At 63.3% G+C, this 22,137-nt stretch carries 18 protein-coding genes; 9 read left to right on the forward strand and 9 right to left on the reverse strand.

Going from position 1 to position 22,137, the window contains the following annotated elements; genetic code table 11:
• Nucleotides 1-178: 178 nt before the first annotated feature.
• Together RPF88_RS20315 and RPF88_RS20320 are read left to right on the forward strand one after the other, a co-directional pair.
• Nucleotides 179-1,234, forward strand: coding sequence for a CobW family GTP-binding protein (locus RPF88_RS20315; RefSeq protein ID WP_063169832.1), 1,056 nt, complete (start codon nucleotides 179-181; stop codon nucleotides 1,232-1,234).
• 253 nt (nucleotides 1,235-1,487) lie between these two features.
• Entirely contained in the window at nucleotides 1,488-2,462 is a 975-nt protein-coding gene (locus RPF88_RS20320; RefSeq protein WP_027163812.1) for a WD40 repeat domain-containing protein, read from the forward strand.
• A gap of 6 nt (nucleotides 2,463-2,468) precedes the next feature.
• On the opposite strand, the gene RPF88_RS20325 is transcribed toward RPF88_RS20320, so the two are convergent.
• The gene (locus RPF88_RS20325; protein WP_027163811.1) at nucleotides 2,469-2,921 is read right to left on the reverse strand and encodes a hypothetical protein; all 453 of its coding nucleotides are present in this window, start codon (nucleotides 2,919-2,921) and stop codon (nucleotides 2,469-2,471) included.
• 157 nt (nucleotides 2,922-3,078) lie between these two features.
• Here RPF88_RS20325 and RPF88_RS20330 point away from each other — a divergent pair, with 157 nt between their 5' ends.
• From RPF88_RS20330 to RPF88_RS20345, 4 genes are all read left to right on the forward strand, one after another.
• Nucleotides 3,079-4,458, forward strand: a complete 1,380-nt coding sequence (locus RPF88_RS20330) for an aspartate aminotransferase family protein (protein WP_024501925.1) — start codon at nucleotides 3,079-3,081, stop codon at nucleotides 4,456-4,458.
• A gap of 32 nt (nucleotides 4,459-4,490) precedes the next feature.
• On the forward strand, nucleotides 4,491-5,876 hold the full coding sequence (locus RPF88_RS20335) for a glutamine synthetase family protein (RefSeq protein ID WP_442921304.1): 1,386 nt from the start codon (nucleotides 4,491-4,493) through the stop codon (nucleotides 5,874-5,876).
• An 80-nt stretch (nucleotides 5,877-5,956) separates the two neighbouring features.
• On the forward strand, nucleotides 5,957-7,192 hold the full coding sequence (locus RPF88_RS20340) for a putative DNA modification/repair radical SAM protein (RefSeq protein ID WP_337123084.1): 1,236 nt from the start codon (nucleotides 5,957-5,959) through the stop codon (nucleotides 7,190-7,192).
• A 2-nt stretch (nucleotides 7,193-7,194) separates the two neighbouring features.
• Nucleotides 7,195-8,652, forward strand: a complete 1,458-nt coding sequence (locus RPF88_RS20345; RefSeq protein WP_337123085.1) for a UdgX family uracil-DNA binding protein — start codon at nucleotides 7,195-7,197, stop codon at nucleotides 8,650-8,652.
• A 52-nt stretch (nucleotides 8,653-8,704) separates the two neighbouring features.
• Here RPF88_RS20345 and RPF88_RS20350 read toward each other — a convergent pair whose 3' ends face one another.
• The 4 genes from RPF88_RS20350 to RPF88_RS20365 form a co-directional block, all read right to left on the reverse strand.
• On the reverse strand, nucleotides 8,705-9,970 hold the full coding sequence (locus RPF88_RS20350; protein ID WP_337123086.1) for a glycerate kinase type-2 family protein: 1,266 nt from the start codon (nucleotides 9,968-9,970) through the stop codon (nucleotides 8,705-8,707).
• Nucleotides 9,967-10,470 (reverse strand): heme-degrading domain-containing protein, encoded by a 504-nt coding sequence (locus RPF88_RS20355; protein WP_337123087.1) that lies wholly within the window; start codon nucleotides 10,468-10,470, stop codon nucleotides 9,967-9,969. Before RPF88_RS20355 ends, RPF88_RS20350 begins: the two co-directional genes overlap by 4 nt.
• 193 nt (nucleotides 10,471-10,663) lie before the next feature.
• Entirely contained in the window at nucleotides 10,664-11,980 is a 1,317-nt protein-coding gene (gene guaD, locus RPF88_RS20360; protein ID WP_337123088.1) for a guanine deaminase, read from the reverse strand.
• Nucleotide 11,981: 1 nt separating this feature from the next.
• Entirely contained in the window at nucleotides 11,982-13,199 is a 1,218-nt protein-coding gene (locus RPF88_RS20365) for a urate hydroxylase PuuD (RefSeq protein WP_027163804.1), read from the reverse strand.
• 131 nt (nucleotides 13,200-13,330) lie between these two features.
• Between RPF88_RS20365 and RPF88_RS20370 the strand changes: the two genes are divergently transcribed.
• The 3 genes from RPF88_RS20370 (at nucleotide 13,331) to RPF88_RS20380 (ending at nucleotide 16,630) form a co-directional block, all read left to right on the forward strand.
• The gene (locus RPF88_RS20370) at nucleotides 13,331-14,251 is read left to right on the forward strand and encodes a LysR family transcriptional regulator (protein ID WP_337123089.1); all 921 of its coding nucleotides are present in this window, start codon (nucleotides 13,331-13,333) and stop codon (nucleotides 14,249-14,251) included.
• A gap of 124 nt (nucleotides 14,252-14,375) precedes the next feature.
• On the forward strand, nucleotides 14,376-15,383 hold the full coding sequence (locus RPF88_RS20375; RefSeq protein WP_337123090.1) for an LLM class flavin-dependent oxidoreductase: 1,008 nt from the start codon (nucleotides 14,376-14,378) through the stop codon (nucleotides 15,381-15,383).
• The gene (locus RPF88_RS20380) at nucleotides 15,380-16,630 is read left to right on the forward strand and encodes an LLM class flavin-dependent oxidoreductase (RefSeq protein WP_337123091.1); all 1,251 of its coding nucleotides are present in this window, start codon (nucleotides 15,380-15,382) and stop codon (nucleotides 16,628-16,630) included. The genes RPF88_RS20375 and RPF88_RS20380 overlap by 4 nt, the downstream gene beginning before the upstream one ends.
• A 12-nt stretch (nucleotides 16,631-16,642) precedes the next feature.
• On the opposite strand, the gene xdhC is transcribed toward RPF88_RS20380, so the two are convergent.
• The 4 genes from xdhC to uraH form a co-directional block, all read right to left on the reverse strand.
• Nucleotides 16,643-17,524, reverse strand: coding sequence for a xanthine dehydrogenase accessory protein XdhC (xdhC, locus tag RPF88_RS20385; RefSeq protein WP_063171036.1), 882 nt, complete (start codon nucleotides 17,522-17,524; stop codon nucleotides 16,643-16,645).
• 74 nt (nucleotides 17,525-17,598) lie between these two features.
• Nucleotides 17,599-19,953, reverse strand: coding sequence for a xanthine dehydrogenase molybdopterin binding subunit (gene xdhB / locus RPF88_RS20390; RefSeq protein WP_337123092.1), 2,355 nt, complete (start codon nucleotides 19,951-19,953; stop codon nucleotides 17,599-17,601).
• 190 nt (nucleotides 19,954-20,143) lie between these two features.
• Nucleotides 20,144-21,625 carry a xanthine dehydrogenase small subunit gene (gene xdhA / locus RPF88_RS20395; RefSeq protein WP_337123093.1) on the reverse strand — a complete coding sequence of 494 codons (1,482 nt, stop codon included), beginning with the start codon at nucleotides 21,623-21,625 and terminating at the stop codon, nucleotides 20,144-20,146.
• A gap of 3 nt (nucleotides 21,626-21,628) precedes the next feature.
• On the reverse strand, nucleotides 21,629-22,003 hold the full coding sequence (gene uraH, locus RPF88_RS20400; RefSeq protein ID WP_064992888.1) for a hydroxyisourate hydrolase: 375 nt from the start codon (nucleotides 22,001-22,003) through the stop codon (nucleotides 21,629-21,631).
• Nucleotides 22,004-22,137: the final 134 nt, after the last annotated feature.

Consider the following 22,137-nt stretch of genomic DNA (forward strand, 5'->3'; position numbering starts at 1 on the left):
TTCCGCATCCCGAGCTAGGCAATCACAGCGGCTTTCGCCAGTCAAAATCCGGTATTGTAGCAAGCCGGTTTGGCCCATCGGTTTGCCCCGTGCAAAAGCCCGGCACACATCCTATATGGAACCGACAATCCCTTTTGAGGGCCGGATCTTTTGCGGCCCAGCACTTTCGAGGCAAGCCATGAGCGACGCACAGACGCAAATCCCCGTAACCGTTCTCACCGGCTATCTCGGCGCCGGCAAGACGACGCTGCTCAACCGCATCCTGTCGGAAAACCACGGCAAGCGCTACGCCGTCATCGTCAACGAGTTCGGTGAAATCGGCATCGACAACGATCTGATCGTGGAATCCGACGAGGAAATCTACGAGATGAACAATGGCTGCATCTGCTGCACGGTGCGCGGCGACCTGATCCGTGTCGTCGAGGGCCTGATGCGCCGCCCCGGCCGCTTCGACGCCATCGTCGTCGAGACCACCGGGCTCGCCGATCCGGTGCCGGTGGCGCAGACCTTCTTCATGGACGACGATGTGCGCTCCAAGACCAGGCTTGACGCGGTGGTGGCGCTGGTCGACGCCAAGCACCTGCCGTTGCGGCTCAAGGATTCCAAGGAAGCCGAGGACCAGATCGCCTTCGCCGACGTCGTCGTGCTCAACAAGACCGACCTCGTCACGTCAGAAGAACTCGCCAAGGTCGAGGCAACGATCCGCGCCATCAATCCGGCGGCAAAGATCCATCGTACCACCCGCGCCGGCGTTGACCTGACCGAAGTACTCGACCGCGGCGCTTTCGATCTGTCCCGGGCACTGGAAAACGATCCGCACTTCCTCGAGGCGCATGACGATCACGATCATCATGACCACGACGGCCACGATCACCACCACCATGATCATGACGGGCACGACCACCACCATCACGCGCATGCTTCGGACATTCATGACGTGACGGTGCAATCGGTGTCGCTGCGCGGCGGCGAGATGGATCCGAAGAAATTCTTCCCCTGGATCGAGAAGATCACCCAGATGGAAGGCCCCAACATCCTGCGGCTGAAAGGCATCATCGCGCTCAAGGGCGACGACGAGCGCTATGTCATCCAGGGCGTGCACATGATCATCGAAGGCGACCACCAGCGCGCCTGGAAAGACGGCGAAAAGCACGAGAGCCGGCTGGTGTTCATCGGCAGGGAACTCGACGCCGAGCGGCTGAAGAAGAGTTTTGACGCCTGCCAGGCGGCTTGATTTCCAAGCCTTATAACGCTAGCGCTGCCCCTTCTGTCCTTCTCCCCTTGTGGGAGAAGGTGGCCGTGCGAAGCTCGGTCGGATGAGGGGTGCTCCAGCTGGGCACCGACGGCGATCCGTCCAACACCCCTCAACCGTCTCGGCGCTGCGCGCCGATCCACCTTCTCCCACAAGGGGAGAAGGTTGGCGCCACACCCGGCCGCGCTGGCGACTTCCCGGGGATGGCAACAAACTTCATTGGAATGGTTCCCTGATGCCCACAGTCGCCCCCCTAGACCTCGAAGGCCATTGCATCGCCGCCGTCTTTCTCGGCGACGTGCCGCATTTCGCGATGGCCGACGGTGCCATCCATCGGCTCGACCATGGCCACAAGACGGTTCAGGCCAATGACGGGCTGCTCGCCGCCTTCCATGATGCGGCCAATGACCGGTTGATCACCGGCGGCGAGGACGGCAAGGTGTTTGCCGTGAAAACGGGCGGCGAGGCCACGGAATTGGCAAGCGCGGCCAGGAAGTGGATCACCAGCGTTGCCGCCGGGCCGCAAGGCGCCATCGCCTATGCCTCAGGCAAGACTGCCTTCGTGCGCTTCGCCGACGGCAAGACCAGGGAATTCGTCCATCCGCGTTCGGTGGAGGGGCTGGCCTTCTCGCCCAAGGGCATGCGCTTCGGCGTCGCCCGCTACAATGGCGCGACGCTGCATTTCCCGGCCGCCGAGGGCAAGCCGGTGGAACTCGAATGGGCCGGCGCCCATACCGGCATCACCTTCTCGCCGGATGGCGCCTTCCTCGTCACCACCATGCAAGAAAACGCATTGCACGGCTGGAAGCTCGCCGACGGCAAGCACATGCGCATGACCGGCTATCCCGGCAAGGTCAAAAGCCTGTCGTGGAGCGTAAAGGGCAAGTGGCTGGCGAGTTCCGGCGCGCCGGCGGCGATCGTCTGGCCGTTTTCCGGCAAGGACGGGCCGATGGGCAAGGCACCGCTGGAACTCGGCACGCGCGGCAACGCCATGGTGACGGCTGTCGCCTGTCACCCGAGCCAGGATGTCGTCGCCGTCGGCTATGATGACGGCATGGTGATGGCGGTGCGTTTTGCCGACGCCAAGGAAGTGCTGTTGCGGCGACCGGGCAAGGGCGCCATCACCTCGATGATGTGGGACAAGGAAGAACGCCGCGTCGCCTTCGGCAGCGCGGCAGGCGACTGCGGCGTCATCGACATCACGGCCTGACCCCGCTCACTCCGCTCCGCACGACACTTTGCCGCTGATTTCAACCGGTTTGCCGTCCTGGTCCGTATCCGCCGCGGCGTCGTAGATGGAGAGCGTATAGCTCCCGTCGTAGACGCCTTCGTCGCTGGTCCTGGTCAGGATCGTCAGTTCGACCGAGTTGATCTTTTGCGCGGCCTCGTGCTCACGATAGATGTTCAGCCGCAATTCCTTGCCGTCGAGCCAGTACTGCGTCAGGTTGGAATCCTCAAACACGGTCTTGCGCAGGCTGTCGCTGGCAGGCCGGCTCAGAATTTCGAGGTTGCCGCGAAAGTTGAAGGTCGGCCCGCCCATGCCTCTGGTGACGCCGGCCTCGACCTCGAATGTCGCCGCCGGGTCGTCGGTGGAGCACCAGATGCCGCCCGAGGCGAAGGCCGCGCTCGCCGACGACAGGAGCATCGCCACACAGATGACCGTCCTCATTTTACCCCTCCCCCCTCAATTCCCGCTCATATTGGCGCCGACTTCGGCAGCACGGTCAAGCGCCGCCGCCAAAGGCTGAGCCAACGCAGGACAGATGCGCGGCCAATTGCGGATGCAGACACGGATTGGCTAAGAGGAATCGACCAGAGGGGTTTTCATGCACAGCGATATGTCCAAGACGTCCATCGGCGGCATCGGCCGCGACCGCATTGCCGATCTGCGCGAGACCGAGGGGGCAGCCTTCCGCAAGGCGCGGCCGCAATCTCAGGCGAAGGTCGGCAACGGCCTGCCCGGCTTCTTCGGCGGCGTGCCGATGCACTGGATGAACGACTGGCCGACGCCGTTCCCGATCCTGGTCGACAGCGCCAAGGGCGCCACGATCACCGACATCGACGGAAACAAGCTCGACGATTTCTGCCTTGGCGACACCGGCTCGATGTTCGGCCATTCGCCGCCGCCGGTGGCGCGCGCCATCCGCCGCCAGGCCGGACGTGGCCTGACCTATATGCTGCCTTCGGAAGATGCGCTGGCCATCGGGCCGCTGCTGCAGCAGCGCTTCGGCCTGCCATTCTGGCAGATCGCGACGACGGCAACCGACGCAAACCGTTTTGCATTGCGCGTCGCCCGCGCCGTCACCGGCCGGGAGAAGATCCTTGTCTTCAACGGCTGCTACCATGGCTCGGTCGACGAGACGATGGTGCGGCTGATCGACGGCAAGCCCGTCAACCGGCCGGGATTGGCGGGCGAGTTCCGCGACCTGACCCGTACGGCCAAGGTCATCGAGTTCAACGATATCTCAGCACTCGAAGCCGCGCTTGGGGATAAGGACGTCGCCTGCGTCATCGCCGAACCGGTGCTGACCAACTCCTGCATGGTGCTGGCCGATCCGGGCTACCATGACGCCCTGCGCAAACTGACACGCGCAGCCGGCACACTGCTTCTGATCGACGAGACGCACACGATCTCGACCGGCCCCGGCGGCTACACGAGGAAATATGGTCTCGACCCGGACTTCTTCGTCCTGGGCAAGCCGATCGCCGGCGGCGTGCCGGCCAGTGTCTGGGGCATGAGCGACGACGTCGCCTCGCGCTACGCGGACTACAACAGGACCAAGGAGCCGGGCTATTCCGGCATGGGCACGACGCTCTCGGCCAACCCGCTGCAGTTCGCAGCGATGCGCGCCGCGCTTGAAGAGGTAATGACGCCGGAAAATTATGACCGCATGGATCACCTGGCGCGGCGGCTCGATGCCGGGTTGACCGGCGTGATCGATCGCTATCGCCTGCCCTGGCATGTTTCCCGTGTCGGCGCCCGCGTCGAGTTCATCTGCGCGCCCGGTCCGCTGCGCAATGGCGCCGAGGCGGAAGTGGCGCATGCGCCGGAACTGGAGGCCGCGATCCATGTCGCGCTGGTCAATCGCGGCGTGCTGATCGCACCCTTCCACAACATGATGCTGATCTCGCCGGCGACCACTGCGACCCAGGTCAACCGGCTGATCACCGCCTTCGGCGCGGTTGCGGCAAAGCTTGGGGCATGAGACAAGCAGCGATGGACCATCCCAATGCCATAATGACCTCACCTTCGGGCTCGACATCCGCCGAGGCGCAAGCCTTTCTCGACGCCCATCCCGAGATCGAAGCCTTCGATATCGTGCTGACCGACGCCAATGGCGTCGGCCGCGGCAAGATCGTGCGCCGGCATGAACTGAAGAGCATCTTCGAGGGCGGCCGCCATATGCCGATCTCGATCCTGGGCCTCGACATCACCGGCGAGGATGTGCACGAGACCGGGTTGATTTGGACGACCGGCGACGGCGATCTCAGGGCATGGCCGATCCCCGGTACGCTGGTGCCGCTCTACGGCACGAGCCCGCCGCGTGGCCAGTTGCTGATGGCGATGTACATGCTCGACGGCCGGCCGATGTCGTCGGATCCGCGGCTGGCGTTGGCTCGGCAAGTCGACATCCTGGCGGCCAAGGGCCTCTATCCGGCCGGCGCCTTCGAACTTGAATTCTTCCTGCTGGCCAATGAGCGCGATGCCGACGGCAAGGTGCAGCCGGCGCGCGCCGTGCTCGACGGCCGCGTCTCGGGCAAGACGGAAGTCTATTCCGTCGACCATCTGCACGGCATGGAGCCGCTGTTCTCCGACATCTATGCCGCAGCCAAGGCGCAAGGCATTCCGGCCGAGACGGTCATTTCCGAATATGCGCCCGGCCAGTACGAATTGACGCTGAACTACCGCAAGGATGTGATGCGGGCGGCCGACGACCTGGTCATGCTTAAGCGGCTGGTGCGGGCGCAGGCGCGCCGCCACGGCGTCACCGCCTGCTTCATGGCCAAGCCGATCGAGAAATACGCCGGCTCGGGCATGCATTTCCATGTTTCGCTGCAGGACAGAGCCGGCCGAAACGTCTTTGCCGAAGCCGGCGGCGAGAGCTGGTCGCTGCCGCTGCTGCAAGGGCTCGGCGGCCTCATCCAGACCATGGCGGAATCGATGCTGGTGTTTGCGCCGCACGCCAATTCCTGGCGGCGCTTCGTCTCGCAATCCTATGCGCCGGTGGCGCCGACATGGGGCGTCAACAACCGATCGGTGGCGCTGCGTGTGCCGGCCGGCGACGCCAAGAACCGGCGCATCGAGCACCGGCCGTCGGGCGTCGACGCCAACCCGTATCTGATCGCCGCAACCGTGCTCGCCGGCATCATCAAGGGCATGGATGAAGGGCTCGATCCGGGGCCCGAAACGACCGGCAACGGCTATGAGGCAGCGGTCACGCGCACAACCATGCCTGTCGACTGGCGCGCCGCGATCGAATCGGCCCGGGCGTCCAGCTTCCTGAAGAACGCGCTCGGCGAGGACCTGCACCGGACCTTCGTGGCGATCAAACAGTCCGAATACCTGCGCGTGGCACGCACGGTCAGCGAACTGGATTACCACCTCTATCAGCACGAAGTCTGAGGGCCGGGCGGGCGATCACTTTTTCGCCGTTTCCATCAAATGAGGTGGCATAAGGGCGGATAAGAACATATCATGAACGGATGAGCGCACTCACCGTCCGTGAAAAACTGGCTGTCCTCTCCGATGCCGCCAAATACGATGCGTCCTGCGCCTCATCGGGTGCGGCGAAAAAGGACTCGCTGGAATCAGGCGGCATCGGCTCCACCGCGGGCATGGGCATCTGCCATTCCTACGCGCCGGACGGCCGCTGCATTTCGCTGCTGAAAATCCTGCTGACCAATTTCTGCATCTATGATTGCAGCTACTGCATCAACCGTTCGTCTTCCAACGTGCGGCGAGCCCGCTTTGGCATCGACGAGGTGGTGAAGCTGACCATGGATTTCTACCGGCGCAACTACATAGAAGGCCTGTTCCTGTCCTCGGGTGTCGTTCGCTCGCCGGACGAGACTATGGGGGAGATGGTCGAGGTGGCGCGCCGGCTACGCCTGGAGGAGAAATTCTCCGGTTACATCCATTTGAAGACCATCCCGGAAAGCTCGGCCGAACTGGTCGAGCAGGCCGGTCTCTATGCCGACCGGCTGTCGATCAATGTCGAACTGCCGACCGACGAGGGTGTGAAGCGGCTGGCGCCCGAGAAGAAGCCGGAGACAATCCGGCTTTCCATGGCCAGGCTGCGCCAGAAGATGGAGGAGAAGGCCGAGCCGACTTTGAAGACCAAAAAGCGCGAACGCTTTGCGCCGGGCGGCCAGTCGACGCAGATGATCATCGGCGCCGACAAGACATCCGACGACGGCATATTGCACACGAGCGCCAGGCTCTATGGCAGCTACCATCTGCGGCGGGTCTATTACTCGGCCTTCAGTCCGATTCCGGATTCGTCGTCGTCGCTGCCCCTGCAGAAGCCGCCTCTGATGCGTGAGCACCGGCTTTATCAGGCCGACTGGCTGATGCGGTTTTACGGCTTTTCGCAACCGGAAATCCTCGCCGGCAGCAGCGACGGCATGCTCGATCTCGCCATCGACCCGAAGCTGGGCTGGGCACTGCGCAACCGGGGGCAGTTTCCCGTCGACATCAATCGCGCCGACCGCGAAGCGCTGCTGCGGGTGCCGGGCCTCGGCACCAAGGTGGTGGCGAAGATTTTGGAGACGCGTCGGCACCGGCGCATGCGGCTCGAGGACGTCGGACGGATCGGCCAGTCGATCGCCAAGCTCAGGCCGTTCATCATCGCCGAAGGCTGGTCACCTGGCGCGCTGACCGACAAGGCCGGCCTGCGCGAAAAGATTGCCTCCTCCTGCGAACAGTTGTCGTTGTTCTGATCATGCGGCCGGCGGAACTCGATCTCGCCAGATACAGAGTTCGGCTCGACAGCGAGACGGATTTTGCGGGCTGGCGTGACGCGGCACGGCGGCTGGCCTTGAATGAGGTCAGGCCCGAGGACGTCGACTGGCATGTCGCGCCAGGCTCTGATCAGGCACAATTGCCTGAAGTGCCTGCGGGCGCGCAACTCGTCGTGCCGCGCGACTTCCTCGGGCATGCCGAAACGGCGTTCTGCCATTCCGATCCCGGCCGGTTTGCCTTTCTCTACCGAATGCTGTGGCGATTGCGCGACGAGGCTAAACTGCTGGAAATCGCGTCGGATTCCGACACCAGGCGGCTCGAGGCCATGGAGAAGGCGGTGCGGCGCGACAGCCACAAGATGCACGCCTTCGTACGTTTCCGGAAAATCGGCGACGGTGCCGATGAGCGCTATGTCGCCTGGTTCGAGCCGGATCATTTCATCGTCGAGCGCAACGCCGATTTCTTCGTCAGACGTTTCACCGGCATGCGCTGGACGATCCTGACCCCTTATGCCTCTGCCGACTGGGATGGCGAAAGGCTGGCGATCGGGCCGGGCGCGGCCAAGGGCGATGCGCCTGATCAGGACGATACCGAGGCGCTCTGGCGCACCTATTTCGAGAACATCTTCAACCCGGCGCGATTGAAGGTGAAAGCCATGCAGAAGGAGATGCCGAAGAAATATTGGCGGAACCTTCCCGAGGCCTCGCTCATTCCAGACATGATCGCAGGAGCGGACAAGGCCGCCAAGGACATGATTGCGAAGATGCCGACAACACCCGCGCCGCACCACGCAAAGGTGCAGGCACGGCATTGGCCGAAGCAGCCCGTCGAAGCACCGGAAGATGATGCAAGCACGATTCCGGAATTGCGCGAGGCAGCGAAAGGCTGCCGCCGCTGCCCGCTGTGGCGCGACGCGACGCAGACCGTCTTCGGTGAAGGCCCTGACAATGCCAAGGTGATCTTCGTCGGCGAACAGCCGGGGGATCAGGAGGACCTCGCCGGCAAACCTTTCGTGGGTCCGGCCGGCAAGGTGTTCGATACGATCCTGGACGATGCCGGTGTCGACCGGCAAAAGGTCTATGTCACCAACGCGGTCAAGCACTTCAAGTTCGAGCCGCGCGGCAAGCGCCGCATCCACTCCAAACCGAATTCCGGTGAGATTCGGGCCTGCCGCTGGTGGATCGACCAAGAATTCGAGCTGATCAAGCCGAACCTCGCCGTGGCACTCGGCGCGACAGCGGCGATGTCGCTGCTCGGCAAGGCGATTCCGGTGACAAAGATGCGCGGACAAGTGATCGAGCGCGAGGACGGATTGCGCGTGTTCATCACCATCCATCCCTCCTTCATCCTGCGCATCCGCGAACCCGCGGACAAGGAGGCTGAACGCGAACGGTTCCTGCAGGATATGAAGCTGGTGAAGCGGCTGATGGCCGCCTGATTGGTCTGTTTTGCGCGATTCCGGACGGAAAACCTTCCTGGAATTGCTGCGGCTACCTGATCAGAATTGCCCTGAGATCGTTGACATTCGTACCGGTCGGGCCGGGTACGAAGAGATCGTCAACCGCGTTGAAGGCCGTCCAGGCATTGTTGCCGGCAAGCATAGCCTTGGCGTCCACCCCGGCAGCGCGCATGCGCGACACGGTCGAAGCATCGGCAAAGGCACCGGCATTGTCTTCCGAACCGTCGATGCCGTCAGTATCGGCGGCCAGCGCATTGATACCGTCGACGCCATTGATGCCGATGGCGAAGGCGAGCAGGAATTCCGAATTGCGGCCGCCCTTGCCTTTTGCGCGCAGCGTCACGGTTGTCTCGCCGCCCGACAGGATCAGCACCGGCTTCGAGAAAGGCCTGTTGCGGGTCGCCACTTCACGCGTGATCGCGGCGTGGACACCGCCAACCTCGCGCGCTTCGCCTTCGATGGCATCGGAGAGGATAACCGCCTCGACGCCTTGCCGTTTCGCTTCCGCAGCGGCGGCTTCCAGCGATACCCCGGCCGAAGCGATCAGATGCACCTCGTTGCGCAAAAAGCGCTCGTCATCCGGGCTTGGCGCATCGGCGGCCGACGAATTGATATGCGCCATCACCGAGGCCGGCAGTTTCATGCCATAGGCCGATATCGAGGCCAGCGCGTCGGCGCGGCTGCCTGTATCCGGTACGGTTGGGCCGGAGGCGACCATTGCCGGATTATCGCCGGGAATATCGGAGACGATCAGCGACACCACCCTGGCCGGCCATGCGGCCGCCGCCAGCCTGCCGCCCTTGATGGTGGAAAGGTGCTTGCGGATAGTGTTCATCGCCGCGATCGGCGCACCCGAGGCGAGCAGCGCCTCATTGACGGCGATCTCGTCGGCCAGCGTCAAGCTGCCGGCCGGCGACGGCAATAGCGCCGAGCCGCCGCCGGAAATCAGCGCCACCACCAGATCGTCCGCCGTCAGCCCTTGCACCTTCGCCAGCAGCCGGCGCGAGGCTTCAAGGCCGGCAGCGTCCGGCACCGGGTGCGCCGCCTCGATGATCTCGATGCGCTCGCAGGTCGCGCCATAGCCATAGCGGGTGACGACCAGCCCTTCGATGGGGGCGTCCCACACTTTCTCGAAGGCTGCCGCCATTTGCGCCGAGCCTTTGCCCGCGCCGATGACGATGGTACGGCCCTTGGGCTTGGCCGGCAGATGATCCCTGATGGTTCGTTCCGGATCGGCGGCGGCGACGGCGGCGTTGAAGATGGAGACGAGGAACGATTTGGGGTCGAGCACGGTCATTCGGCTTCCCGAGGCAATGCCAAGCCGCGCTTGTCGACGCCCAAATGATCGCACAGCGCATCGACGACGACGCCGTGATCCTCGCGCTCCGGCAGTCCGGAAACGGCGATGACGCCAATGACGCCGGTGCCCTTGGCGGCCACCGGAAAGCCACCGCCGGCCAGCACGTAGTCGGCAATATCCAGCCCTTCACCAATCTTGAAGGTGCGGTCGGGGCGCTGCTGTTCCAACACCATGCGATAGGTGCTTCTCAGGAACCGTTTGACCACATTGATCTTGCGCCGCGCCCAGTCGGGATTGGAAGCGTTCGAGCCCGGCAGCGCGGCGTAGAACAGCGGCCGGTCCCACAGCCTGATGTCGACTATGATGGGTAGATCTTCGGCGATTGCACGATCGCGAATGGCGGAGCCGATTTTGAAAGCGACGGCCTCGTCGAAGGTCGCGAAGACAAGGGTCTCTTCCTGTCTCTTGATCAGAGCGATGTCGTCAGCAACGGCCATTTTCTTTCTCCGAAATCGTCACACGTCGTGTGTACGACAAGCTCCGCTCGGTCAAGCTTCCGTGGCGTGGCCACCTTCTCCCGAGGGGAGAAGAGACGAGCACGGGCCTCGGCTTCCTCCTCTCCCCTCGGGGAGAGGCCGGATTGCCCCGAATTGCCTTCGCAATTCGGTTGGCAATCCGGGTGAGGGGGTCTTACCCCGCGCTCATGTCAGCCTTGGCTGGCCGCCCCGCCACATAAACTTCGCGGACGGAGCGGTCGTCGCCCAGCGTCTGCAGGAGAAACAGTTCCTGCGCCAGCGTCTCGACCGTCTCCATCCTGAGCCGCATTCCCGGCGTTGCCCTGGCGTCCAGCACGACGATGTCGGCGTCGCTGCCTTCGTCCAGCGTGCCTATCTTTTCCACCACCGACAGCGCCTCGGCATTGCCGCGCGTCGTCTGCCAGAAGGACTGGAACGGGTTGAGCTTTTCGCCATTCAGCGCGATCACCTTGTAGCCTTCGTCCATGGTGCGCAGCATGGAGTAGTTGGTGCCGCCGCCGACATCGGTGGCGGCGGCGATGCGGATCGGCTTGTCGCGTCGGCGAAAGCGCTGATAATCGAAGAGGCCGGAGCCGAGGAAAAGGTTCGAGGTCGGGCAGAACACCGCCACCGAGCCCGAGTCCGAAAGCGCATCCGCTTCGCGCTCCGTCAAATGGATGCAGTGGCCGAACAGGCTCTTTTTGCCTAACAGCCCGTAATGCTCGTAGACGTCGGTGTAGTCGCGCGCCCACGGGTAGAGTTCCTGCGTGAAAGCGATCTCGGCGTGGTTTTCCGACAGATGCGTCTGCATGTGCAGGCCGGGATGTTCGCGGCACAACACGCCCGCCATCTCCATCTGCTCCGGCGACGAGGTGATGGCGAAGCGCGGCGTGATGGCGTAGTGCTGGCGGCCCTTGCCGTGCCACTCCTTGATCAGCGCCTTTGTGTCGTCATAGCCGGATTGCGGGGTGTCGAGCACGCCGTCGGGCGCATTGCGATCCATCATCACCTTGCCGGCGATGTTGAGCATGTTGCGGTCATGCGATTCTGCGAAGAAGGCTTCGGCCGAGGCCTTGTGCACCGAGCAGTAGGCGGCGACCGTCGTGGTGCCGTGGCGCACCATTTCGTCGAGGAACAGCCGCGCGATGCGGCGGCCGTGCTGGGCGTTGGCGAACTTCGTTTCTTCCGGAAAAGTGTAGGTGTTGAGCCAGTCGAGCAGTTCGGCGCCGTAGGAGGCGATGATCTGCATCTGCGGAAAATGCGCATGGGCATCTATGAAGCCGGGCAGCAGCAGATGCGGCCGGTGGTTAATCCTTTTCACCGTTTCGTCGGCTTGCTTTTCAACATCGGCATAACTACCCGCGGCGACGATCCTGCCGTCACGGATCAGCAGTCCGCCATCCTCCTCGTAGCGCCAGGCGGAATGGTCTTCGAGAGTTTGCGGCCAGCGCACAAAGGACAGCGTGCGGCCGCGCAGAAGTGTCGAATTCATGCTATTTCCCTGCGCCTTCGAACCAGGCCACCAGCAGCGCCCGTTCCTTGTCGGTGATCTGAGAGACGTTGGCGGGCGGCATGGCGTGGCTGCGGCCGGCCTGCAGATAGATTTCGCGGGCGTGGTTGGCGATATCCGCATCGGTGTCGAGCATCACGCCCTTGGGCGCATGATAGATGCCCTCATAGACCGGCTCCGCCGCGTGGCACATTGAACAGCGGCCGAGCACGGTGTCGCGCACCGCCGGGAAATGCGCTGAAGCGACATAGATTTGCGCCGACGCGGATTCCTTGGGTTCGCCGGTCAGCACCTTCGGCGCGGTCGACAGCCAAATGATGACGATGAACAGGACGAGTGCCGCCATCCAGGTCCAGGTCGGATTGCCCTTGCGCGCATGGACCGAGTTGAAATAGTGCCGGATCAGCACGCCGATGATGAACACCAGCGAGGCGATGACCCAGTTGAACTCAGTGCCGAACGCCAGCGGATAGTGGTTCGACAGCATCAGGAACAGGACCGGCAGCGTCAGGTAATTGTTATGGAGCGAGCGCTGCTTGGCGATCTTGCCGTATTTCGGGTCGGGCTTGCGGCCGGCTATGAGGTCGGCGACGACGATCTTCTGGTTGGGGATGATGACCATGAAGACATTGGCCGACATGATCGTGGCGGTGATGGCGCCCAGATGCAGGAAGGCGGCACGGCCGGTGAATAGGTGGGTCAGTCCCCAGGCGATGAACACCAGCACGCAATAGAGCACCAGCATCAGGCCGGTATCGCTTTTGCCCAGCGGCGAGCGGCACAGCAGATCGTAGACCACCCAGCCTACGCCGATCGTTGCCAGCGACAGCAGGATACCGACCGGCACCGACATCGGCAGCACGTTCGGATCGATCAGGAACAGATCGGCTCCGGCATAATAGACGACGCACAGCATGGCGAAGCCGGACAGCCAGGTGGCGTAGGATTCCCATTTGAACCAGGTCAGGTGTTCCGGCATTTCGGCCGGCGCCACCAGATATTTCTGGATGTGATAAAAGCCGCCGCCATGCACCTGCCATTCCTCGCCGAAGGCGCCGACGGGCATGCCGGGACGCTGGCGCAGGCCGAGATCGAGCGCGACGAAATAGAACGACGAGCCGATCCAGGCGATGCCGGTGACGACATGCAGCCAGCGCACGGCAAAACTCAGCCAATCCCAGAAAATCGCGAAATCCATCATTGAAATCGTCCCTGCCGATTGGGTGACTTTACGGGCTGGAGCGCAAACGGAAAGAGGCGAGGCGCACGAGGACTTTCAAAAAAAAATGGAAAATACTAGGTTGATCCTGCAAACCGGCGAAGGTGCTCCGCATGGCCTATCTTGACAATATCGCCGTCTTCGTTCGCGTCGTTGAACTCGGCAATCTGTCGGCGGCCGGGCGCGACATGCGCATTTCGCCGGCGGTCGCTTCCAACCGCATCAAGGAACTGGAGAAGCACCTTGGCGTGCGGCTGTTCAACCGCACCACACGGCAATTGATGCCGGCCGAGCATGGCACGGTTTTTTACGGGGGCGCCAAGCAGGTGCTGGAGGCAATCACCGAGGCGGAAGCGGCGGTCTCTGCCCTTTCCGGCCAGCCGCGCGGCACCATCCGCGTCACGGCACCGCTCGGCCTCGGCCGCCGGCTGGTCGCTTCGGGCATCCCCGATTTCCACGACAAATACCCTGATATCGAGGTGCGGCTCAGGCTCTCGGACCACAATGTCGACATCATGAAGGAAGGCATCGACGTCGCCTTCCGGCTCGGCATCATCGAGGATTCCAGCCTCAGGATGCGCGGCATCATGGAATGCGAGCGCGTGCTGGTCGCGGCGCCGAAATATCTCGAAGCGCGCGGCGAACCGTTGGAGCCGCAGGAGCTGATCGGCAAGAAGCACGACTGCCTGATGCTGCGTTATTCCGGCGCGCGCGAATATGTGTGGACGCTGCAGACCCCCACCGGCCCGCAGAAATTCGAGGTACACGGGCCCTACGACACCGACGATGGCGACGTGCTCACCGGCTGGGCGCTTTCAGGCCGCGGCATCATCAACAAGCCGCGCTTCGAGGTCGAGCCATTCATCCGCGACCGGCGGCTGAAGGTGATCCTGCCCAGCACGCCACCGACACCGGTGCAGTTCGCCGCCGTCTATCCGCACAAGAAGCTGCAGGACCCAAAAGTGCGGCTGCTGCTCGACTTCATGGCCGAGCGCTGCCAGCGGCTGATCAACGATCTTCTTGCTGGCAAGTAAAGGCTGGCCGGCAAATAGGGACTGGCCGGTAGGTGAGCGGCGGTTTGGCCCAGCGCCGGCGGTTGCCATCCCAGGATGTGGCGAACATAGTTCGGGTGGCATTTCATCTCATAGGGAACCCTCGATGGACAACGGCGCCACAATGCATCTTGCCGTTTCGCTCGCCGATCCATCACTCGAGACTGGGTTGGAATTCAGCCGCCTGGCTGGTTTCGTGCAAAAGGCTGAAGCAGCCGGGCTGGACATGGTGCTGCTTGCCGATGCCGCGCCAGCGTCCGAAAGCGAAGCCGCGAACAAACGGATGCCCTTCGAAGCGACGACCTTGCTGGCCGCTCTGGCGACTGTCACAAGCAGGATCGGCCTGGTTGCCGCTGCCTCGACAATTGCCCACCAACCCTACAATCTGGCACGCCGTTTCGCTTCGCTCGACGTTATCAGCCACGGCCGCAGTGGCTGGAACGCAACCATGACGCAAGCGCCACGGGAAGCAGCCAATTTCAGCCGGCCCGAAGGATTTTCGCCTAACGATTTCCGCCGTCGCAGTGAGGAATATATCGGCATCGTGCAAGGTCTGTGGCAGGGCTGGGATGCGGACGCGCTGCTGTTCGACCAGCGCGGCGGCCGCTTCCACGACCCCGAAAAGATGCACCTGCTGGAGCACAAGGGCGAATTCTTTTCCGTGCGCGGACCGCTGAACGTCGCCCGGTCGCCGCAGGATACGCCAGTGCTCGTCTTGTCGGGCCTGCAGGAATCCGACTTCGATATTGCCACTCGCACCGCCGATGTCATCCTGCTGGACGGCGGACTGGTGGAGGGCGCGACCGAACGCTATGACGATATCAGGCGCCGTGTCACGGCGTGCGGACGCGATCCGGATGCTGTGAAAGTGCTGACGAACGTCGCGCTTATCGCCGATAGTAAGCCGGCTGCCGTCGCCGAGAGGCTGGAAAAGGAATTCCGGGCGAGAGGCTGCGACGGGTTCAACATCCTGATGCCGGCACAGCTTTCTGCGCTCGACGATTTCGTCGATCTGGTCTTGCCGGCGCTGCGGCGGCGTGGCTTGTTTCGAGAGAACTATCGCGGCACGATGTTGCGCTCGCATCTCGGGCTTGCCGGCGGAGGTGACCGATGACCGCTCGCCAGATGAAGCTCGGCGCTTTTCTGTGGGCGACAGGTCATCACATCGCCGCCTGGCGCCACCCCAAGGCGCACGTCACCGCCGGCATAGACATCGATCATTACATCCAGCTGGCGCGCACGGCGGAGGCGGCGAAGTTCGACATGGTGTTCTGCGAGGACGCCGCCGGCCTGCGTGAAGCCAATATCGGCATTGCCAGCCAGACGTCGCGCTCGATCGGTTTCGAGCCGATCAGCCTGCTCTCGGCGCTCGCCGTCCAGACCAGCCGCATCGGCCTCGTCTCGACAGCGTCGACAAGCTACAACGAGCCCTATGGGCTGGCACGAACCTTCCTGTCGATCGACCATCTGAGCGGCGGCCGGGCCGGCTGGAATCTGGTCACCTCGGCCAGCCCCATCGAAGCAGCCAATTTCGGCGCGACGGGCCTCAAGCCCCATGCCGACCGCTACGAACGGGCGCGCGAGTTCGCTGAGGTGGTGACCGGCCTGTGGCACGGCAAGGCTTCCGGCCATAACGGCCAGAGCTTTTCGGTTCGCGATCCGCTCGACCTGCCGCGCTCGCCGCAGGGCGCGCCGGTGATGGTTCAGGCCGGCGCCTCGGATGTCGGCCGCGACCTTGCCGCCCGCACCGCCGATGTGGTGTTCACGGCGGCGCAGACCTTCGAGGAAGCCAAGGCCTTCTATGACGATCTCAAAGGACGTCTGCCGGCCTACGGGCGCGAGCCGGACGACATCAAGATCATGCCGGGCGTCGCACCGGTGGTGGCGGAGACCGAAGCGGAGGCCCGTGAAAAATACGAGGAATTGCAGGAGCTGATCCCCCACGATGTCGGCGTGGCGCTGCTGTCCAGCTATCTCAGCATCTCCGATCTGTGGCGCTATCCGATCGATGGGCCACTGCCGGAACTGCCGGAGAGCGAGGGGATGAAGAGCAGGCAAGCGCTGGTGATCGAGCAATCGCGCCGCGACGGCCTCTCCATCCGCCAGCTCGCCCGGCATTTTGCCGGCGCGCGGGGCCATTGGCGCATCGTCGGCACAGCGGCCCAAGTCGCCGACGAACTGCAGACGCGGTTCGAGGGTGGGGCGGCCGACGGTTTCAACGTCATGCCCTCATATTTCCCCGGGGAACTCGATGCCTTTGCCACGCTCGTCGTGCCGGAGTTGCAGCGGCGCGGCCTGTTCCGGACGGAATACCAGGGCCGCACGCTGCGCGACCATCTGGGTTTGAAACGGCCGGTTTAGCTGCGGCGCAGCTTAGCCTGCCATCACCCTGCCATGCGGAATTTGATGGTCGGCATTAAAGGCTGCGTTGTGATTGACCAACGCCGTCATGATCTCGGCCGCAGCCAGCGCCGCGATGACCTGAGGGCGCTTGTCCTTGACGGTGTCGCCGCCAATTGGCGAGACGAGGCGGGCAAACTCAGCCTGGCTGCCGTCCGCCGATTTCAGGAACCAGGTCCTGAACGTCGCTTTCTTCGTCTTCGAGCCGATCATGCCGACATAGGCGGTGTCACCGCGTTTCAGCGCTTCCGCGACGATCAGGAAATCCAGCGCATGATCGTGGGTCAGGATGGCGAAGGCGGCGCCGGCGGGGGCATTCCGCACCATCGCTTCCGGCATAGCTGTCAGCCGTGTCTCGATGGTTTCGGGCATGCCTTCCAGTGCTTCGGCCCGCGTCTCGATGACGACGCCGTGCACGGGAAGAAGTGCGATCGCCGATGCCAGCGCCTGGCCGACATGGCCGCCACCGAAGATGTAGACGTACGGCAGGTGCGCCTCCTCGGCTTCCGCGGCCGCAACCAGGTCGCCGGCAAGCGCAGCATCGACGAGCCGGATCAAGACTTCAACGCGCCCGCCGCAGCATTGGCCGATCTCGGGACCCAGCGGGACGTCTAGGGTAGCGCAGACTTCGTCAACCTCGATGCGGGCTTCTTTGCCCAACATCTGCCTGGCCTTGTCGATCGCCATATATTCGAGCTGACCGCCGCCGATGGTGCCAAAGATCGCCGTCTGCGAGACGAGCATGAAGGCGCCCTTCTCGCGTGGCGTCGAGCCTTTTGTTCCGGCCACTTCGACCAGGGCAACCCGACCGGCGCTGGCGAGAAAGGCTTTCAGGCTTTGCACTTTCGAGTTCATGGTTCACGTTCCCGAATGGGAAATATAGGTTTTTTCGGCCCGGATTGCACGCATTGCCGACCCTGGGGCCGGATTCAGGCGCCGGCCTCCTTCTTCAGCCGCTCGATCGCCATCAGAACCCGCTCCGGGGTCGCCGGAGCATCGAGGCGCGGGCAGATCCTGTTGTCGGCGACACTGGCCACCGCGTCCGATAGCGCATGCAGCACCGACATGCCGAGCGGGAACGGCGGCTCGCCGACCGCCTTGGAGCGGTGGATGGTTGGCTCGCCGGCTTCCGGCCAGTCGGCCAAGGTGACGTTGAAGATCTTCGGCCGGTCGGAGGCGAGCGGGATCTTGTAGGTCGACGGCGCATGCGTGCGCAGCCGGCCCTTGGCGTCCCACCACAGTTCTTCCGTCGTCAGCCAGCCCATGCCCTGGATGAAGCCGCCCTCGATCTGGCCGATATCGATCGCCCGGTTCAGCGAGCGGCCACAGTCATGGAGAATATCGGTACGCTCGACCATGTATTCGCCGGTCAGCGTGTCGACCGAGACTTCCGAGCACGAGGCGCCATAGGCGAAATAATAGAAGGGGCGGCCCTCGCCCTTGTCGCGGTTCCAGTGGATTTTCGGCGTCTTGTAGAAACCAGCCGCCGACAGCTGGATGCGGGCCATATAGGCCTGCTTGACGAGGTCGGCGAAGGCGATTTCCTGGTTGCCGATACGCACCCGGTTGGGCAGGAACAGCACCTGATCACGCGGCACCTGATATTTTTCGGCGGCGAAATCGGTCAGCCGATCCTTGATCTGGCGCGCGCCATTCTGCGCCGCCATGCCATTGAGGTCGGAGCCGGACGACGCTGCCGTAGCCGAAGTGTTCGGCACCTTGCCGGTCGTAGTCGCGGTGATCTTCACCTGGTCGAGATCGATCTGGAACTCTTCCGCCACCACCTGTGCCACCTTGACGTAGAGGCCCTGCCCCATCTCGGTTCCGCCATGGTTCAGATGCACCGAACCGTCGGTGTAGACATGCACCAGCGCGCCGGCTTGATTGTAATGCGTGGCGGTGAACGAGATGCCGAATTTGACCGGCGTCAGAGCGAGGCCCCGCTTGATGAAACGGCTGTTGGCATTGAAGGCCGATATTTCACGCCGCCGCCGCGCATAGCTCGCGCTTTGCTCCAGCTCGGCGACGATGCGCTGGATGATGTTATCCTCGACCGTCTGGTGGTAGGGCGTGATGTTGCGGCCCTCCTCGCTACTGGTGCCGTAGAAATTCTTCTTGCGGATTTCGAGCGGATCCTTGCCAACGGCAAAGGCCACCTCGTCGATGACGCGCTCGGCGCCGACCATGCCTTGCGGGCCGCCGAACCCCCGAAAGGCGGTGTTCGACACGGTGTTGGTGTAGAGCGGCGCCGACTGCGCATGCACCGCCGGCCAGAAATAAGTGTTGTCGCAGTGGAACAGCGCGCGATCGGTTACCGGGCCGGAAAGGTCCGACGAAAAACCGCAGCGCGCCGCGAAAATGAAATCGACGCCGAGGATGTTGCCCTCGTCATCGAAGCCGACCTCGTAATCGACGAGGAAATCATGACGCTTTCCGGTGGCGATCATGTCGTCGTCGCGGTCGGGCCGGATCTTCACGGCGCGGTGGTGCTTCTTCGCGGCGATCGCGGCCAATGCGGCAAACTGATTTCCCTGCGTTTCCTTGCCGCCGAAGCCGCCTCCCATGCGGCGGATTTCCACCGTGACGGCATTGCTCGGCACGCCGAGCGCATGGCTGACCATGTGCTGGACTTCGCTTGGATGCTGGGTCGAGGAATAGATGGTGACGTCCTGATCCTCGCCAGGAACGGCCATGGCGATATGGCCTTCGAGGTAGAAGTGTTCCTGGCCGCCGATGCGCATTTTTCCCTTTAGCCGGCGCGGCGCCTGACGGATCGCCGTAGCGGCATCGCCGCGCTTCAGGGTGAGAGGCGGCGTGACGAGCTTGTCCTTCTTCGGATCGAGCGCGCCGATGTCGGTGACGAAAGGCAATTCCTTGTATTCGACCTTTGCCAATCTTGTGGCGCGGCGCGCCTGCTCGCGAGTTTGCGCAATAACGCAGAAGATAGGCTGGCCGTAGAATTGCACCTTGCCGTCGGCAAGCACCGGCTCGTCGTGGCGGCCGGTCGGCGAAATGTCGTTTTCGCCCGGCACGTCACTGGCCGTCAGCACGTCGACAACGCCGGGCGCCGTGCGTACCGCCGAGAGATCCATGCTGGTAATCGTGGCATGCGTGGCACTGGAAAGCCCGAGGCAGCCATGCAGCGTGCCTGATGGTTCCGGCATGTCGTCGATGTAGACGGCGGTGCCGCTGACATGTTTGTGCGCGGAATCGTGGCGCTGATCGGTGGCGACGCCGCCAGCGATCTTTTCAGCCTTGAGGTTGGGGGCAGCGTGCTTGTTCATCGAATGCCTCTTTTCCCTTCTCCCCGCTCACGGGGAGAAGGTGGCCCGAAGGGTCGGATGAGGGGCGACGCTGACCCTGACTGGTTTGCAGATACCGATCGACGACGGCGCCGCCCCTCATCTGCCTGCCGGCATCTTCTCTCCGCGAACGGGGAGAAGGACCCTATTGGTTTGCTGGCGCTGATATGCATCACGCCGCCTCGTGCCGTGAGACCTGGAATGGCGCCTTGGTGCCGCTGGTCTCGGCAAAAAAACGCAACAGCAGGTTCTTTGCCGCCAGCGCCCGATATTCGGCGCTTGCCCGCATATCGGTCAGCGGCGTGAAATCATTGGCGTATTCGGCCATGGCCGCCTCGACCGTGGCCTCCGTCCAGGGTTTGCCGAGCAGGGCCTGCTCGACACCGAGGGCACGTTTAGGTGTCGCTGCCATGCCGCCATAGGCGATGCAAATGTCGGCCACCGTTCCGTCCTTGGCCAGATCCAGGAAAAACGCGCCAAGGGCCGCGGTAATGTCCTCGTCGCGACGCTTGGTGATCTTGTAGACGGCAAACTTCGTTTCCTTGGCCGGCACCGGCACATGCACGGCCTCGACGAATTCACCCGGCTGCCGATCCTGTTTGCCGTAGGCGATGAAGAAGGTTTCCAACGGGATCGTCCGCTGCTTCTTGCCCTTGCGCAAGGTGAGACTTGCGCCAAGTGCGATCAATGGCGGTGGCGTATCTCCGATCGGCGAGCCGTTGGCGATGTTGCCGCCGATGGTGCCCATGTTGCGCACCTGTTCGCCGCCGATGCGATCGAACAATGGCCCCAACGCCGGGATGCGCTTCGCCAATGTCGCGAAGGCGTCAGTGTAGGTGACGCCGGCGCCGATCGAAATGACGCCCTTGTCTTCCGAGATGGTGCAAAGCCCGTCGAGATCGCCGATGAAAATGGCCGGTGAAATATCGCGCATGTGCTTGGTCACCCACAGGCCGACATCGGTCGAGCCGGCCACGATGGTAGCGCCGGGTTCCTTGTCCAGCACGGCGGCGAAATCGTCGACATCGGCCGGCACGACCAGCCGCGCCTTGCCGGTTCCGATCTCGACCCGGGCGCCGTCACGCATGGCCTCGAGCCTCGCGGTGATCGCCTTGCGTTCCGTGGCCAGCGGGTCCTTTGCCGCCTTGCCGTAGCTGGAGATGGCCTGCGCGGCGCGCATGATCGCCTCGTAGCCGGTGCAGCGGCAGAGATTGCCTTGCAAAGCCTTTTCGACATCCGCGTTCGAGGGATCAGGCGACTTCATCCACAAGCCATAGAGCGACATGACGAAGCCGGGCGTGCAGAAGCCGCATTGCGAGCCGTGGAAATCGACCATCGCCTGCTGCACCGGATGCAACTGGCCGGGTGAACCGCGCAGATGCTCGACCGTCACGACATGGGTGCCGTCGAGCGAGCCGAGGAAGCGGATGCAGGCATTGACGCTTTCATAGACCAAGCCGCCCTCCGACAGCTTGCCGACCAGCACGGTGCAGGCACCGCAGTCTCCCTCGGCACACCCTTCCTTGGTGCCGCGCAGCGAACGGTCGAGCCGCAGCCAGTCGAGCAAGGTCGCGTCGGGTGCCACCGACGAAAGCGCCACATCCCTGCCATTGAGAATGAAGCGGATTTCGTTGCGGATGCTAATTTTGGTCATGCCTCAGCTCCCCCTGTAGGTCGAGTAACCGTAGGGCGAGACCAGCAGTGGCACATGATAATGCACAGGCTCGGCCATGCCGAAGCGGATCGGTATCACATCGAGAAAGGCCGGTTTCGGCAGGCTCAACCCCTGCTGGCGCAAATAGTCGCCGGCGGCGAAGACCAGTTCGTATTCGCCGGTGCGGAATTCCGCGCCGGCGAGCAGCGGCTTGTCGCAACGGCCGTCGGCATTGGTGAGAACGGTCTTCAGATGTGTCCGCTCCTTGCCCTCGAGGTGATAGAGCGCGATCGACAGTCCCGCCGCAGGCTTGCCGGTCGCCGTGTCGAGGACATGGGTCGTCAGACGCCCGCCGTCGGCTTTCGACGTTTCTGCCATTGGCCGCCTCCCATTTCCGGTACGAGCGAATTGGCCCGGTACGGTCAAGTATCAACAGTGAATTGTGCGCCAATTAAAGGCGATGCATAAGTCCCGGTCGAGCGGAGTGCGACAAAAACACTTTCAAAAATTTT

The sequence above is a fragment of the Mesorhizobium sp. ISC11 genome, from assembly GCF_037162595.1.
GTDB classification, from domain to species: Bacteria; Pseudomonadota; Alphaproteobacteria; order Rhizobiales; family Rhizobiaceae; genus Mesorhizobium; species Mesorhizobium ciceri.